Origin of the sequence: Meishania litoralis (genome assembly GCF_042611095.1) — a bacterium.
GTDB lineage: Bacteria > Bacteroidota > Bacteroidia > Flavobacteriales > Flavobacteriaceae > Meishania > Meishania litoralis.
Genome location: NZ_JBHFPV010000013.1, coordinates 1 through 1606, shown reverse-complemented (window position 1 = coordinate 1606; position 1606 = coordinate 1). Strand labels below are relative to the sequence as shown.

The 1606-nt window shown below is 64.4% G+C and carries 1 protein-coding gene; it reads right to left on the bottom strand.

Going from position 1 to position 1606, the window contains the following annotated elements; all coding sequences use genetic code 11:
• Positions 1 to 1606: galactose oxidase-like domain-containing protein (locus ACEZ3G_RS17030; RefSeq protein ID WP_432426728.1), on the bottom strand; the 1606-nt coding region annotated here is incomplete at both ends.

Below are 1606 nucleotides of genomic sequence, written 5' to 3'. Positions count from 1 at the left end.
TTGCCCGAGACGTCGGCGGCCACCGACCCCGATGTCTCGTCAAAGGGGAGGTGCATGACCAGGTTCGGGTTGTTCTGCAGCGGGATGGCGGTACCGATCCTGATGGTCTTGGCCACGCTGGGGACCCCGTTCGCATCGAGCGCGAAGAGCATGTAGTACCCCGGTGGCAGGAGGTTCCTCCCGGGAACCGTCAGGGTGTGCGAGGTGCCGCCCGTGGTCGCCACGGGTATCCTGCGCTGTTCGTTGTTGGTACTGTGCGTGGCGGCCGAGAAGCGGATCAGGCTGAATTCCGTCACGTTGGTGTCCGTGGTCACGCCGATGTCCTCGCCGTAATCGGCCGTATCGGGCGCACCGGTGATCACCGGCCTTGAGGCCAGTTGCCCCCCGGCGGTGAACAGGTAGGGGGGGCTGTAGATCTCCGCGTCCATGTGGTTTACGCACTCGCCCCCGTAGGGCAGGTCGCAAAGGCCGCCGCCGCCCACGAACACCCGGCCGTCGGTCATCAATATTCCCACGCTGTGGTAGGTCCTCGGGGTGGCCATGCCGGCCACGCTGCTCCATGAATTGGTCGCCGGGTCGTACAGCTCGGCCGTGAGCCTGGCGCCTATATCGGTGAAGACCTCGGCCTGATCGAGGCCGCCGGTGACCAGCACCTTTCCGTCGGGCAGTACCGTACTGTTGTGCATCGTCCTTGAAAAACTCAGGTTGTTGGCCGTAGGGGCGACCGTCACGTTCGCGGGGTCGTTGATGTCTATCACGTAGGAGGTCTCCTTGGCCGGGATGTTGTTCGTGTTCTCGTTACCGTAGGACTCGGCCCCGCCGACCTTTAGTATCTTCCCCACGTCGAACATGACCGTGGTGCCCTTCATCGAATAGGTGTCGGGGCCCCTAAGCCCCGCATCGGTTATCGAGCCGGAGCCGGAGACGTCGATCCAGTGCATCATCTCGCCGGGCCCGGCATGGAAGAGCTGCCCGTTGGGCGCCGGCCAGAGCCAGACATGGTTGTCCACCCGGTAGAGCCCCTGCTGTTCCTTCGCCAGGTCGTTGGCCGTATAGATGTCCTCGCCCTGGATGCCCGGCAGGTTGATCCAGCCCGTGGCCTCCGACCAGAGCTCCGCGTCCTTGCCCCCGTTGGTGCTCGACTGGTTGCTGCCGCTCCAGGAACCGCCGACGGTGAAGACCGAACCGTCAGACAGGGTCACGTTGCCCTGGTAGCCCCTGTTGATGTTCATGTCCGCGGCACGGCTCCATATGCCGGTCGCCGGGTCGTAGATGCTCGTGCGCTCGCTCGAGGTGCCCCCGGCCGAGAGTATACGGCCGTCGGGAAGGTTGTTGATCCCGGGGCAGAACATGTCGTGGTCGGTCTGGGTCGTCGTCTCGCCCAGCGCCTGGCCGTGTGTGCCAAGCGACGGGTCGAAGATCTCGGTATAGGTCATCCCGTTGCCCGTCTCCAGAAAGGTGTCCTTGTACTGCGAAGACCACGCTATCAATCGGCCGTCTGGAAGGTTCGCCACCGCCACGGGGACGATGCCGAAAGGAAGCACCGGGCTCCACTCCCCGTCCTGGCCCGCGGTCTGCGACGTCGAACTCTGGCTGTGGAGACCTA